Annotated in this window: 1 protein-coding gene; it reads left to right on the top strand. The window is 60.6% G+C overall.

What is annotated here, in order from left to right; genetic code table 11:
- Positions 1-191: 191 nt before the first annotated feature.
- A partial coding sequence (locus FJV41_RS56790) for a hypothetical protein (RefSeq protein WP_220138091.1) occupies positions 192-381 on the top strand: 190 nt, incomplete at its 3' end.

Here is a 381-nt window from a genome sequence, read left to right as displayed (position 1 = left end):
GTACCTGTCTGAGAACGAGAGTTAACTGGGGAAGTGTGCCATAATCTGGCCGCCAGGCATACTCATCACCTGGTTCCAGCACCGCGATATCGAAAGGATGAATCATGACGCACCCCCTTGCTGATATGCCAGACCGTCCTCCAGGGCGAGGCCCATCAGGCACTGCCGCCACCGGCGAACCTTCGCTTTCCATGCAGCAACGCACCGTTCTGGAGCGACTGATCACGCGCCTGGTGGCGCTGACCTCGCAGCAGAACGCGGAAGTGTGGGCCTGCGTCAAACATGACCTCGGACTGAAAGGCGACTCGCCCCTGCTGGCCTGCCATTTCAACGCCGCGGAGGCCAGTCTCAACCAGCGCTTAGCCGCCGCTCAGGATAATC

It is taken from the genome of Myxococcus llanfairpwllgwyngyllgogerychwyrndrobwllllantysiliogogogochensis, from assembly GCF_006636215.1.
Lineage (GTDB): Bacteria > Myxococcota > Myxococcia > Myxococcales > Myxococcaceae > Myxococcus > Myxococcus llanfairpwllgwyngyllgogerychwyrndrobwllllantysiliogogogochensis.
The sequence above is the reverse complement of the archived record's forward strand: the minus strand, read 5'-3'. Positions and strand labels throughout refer to the sequence as shown.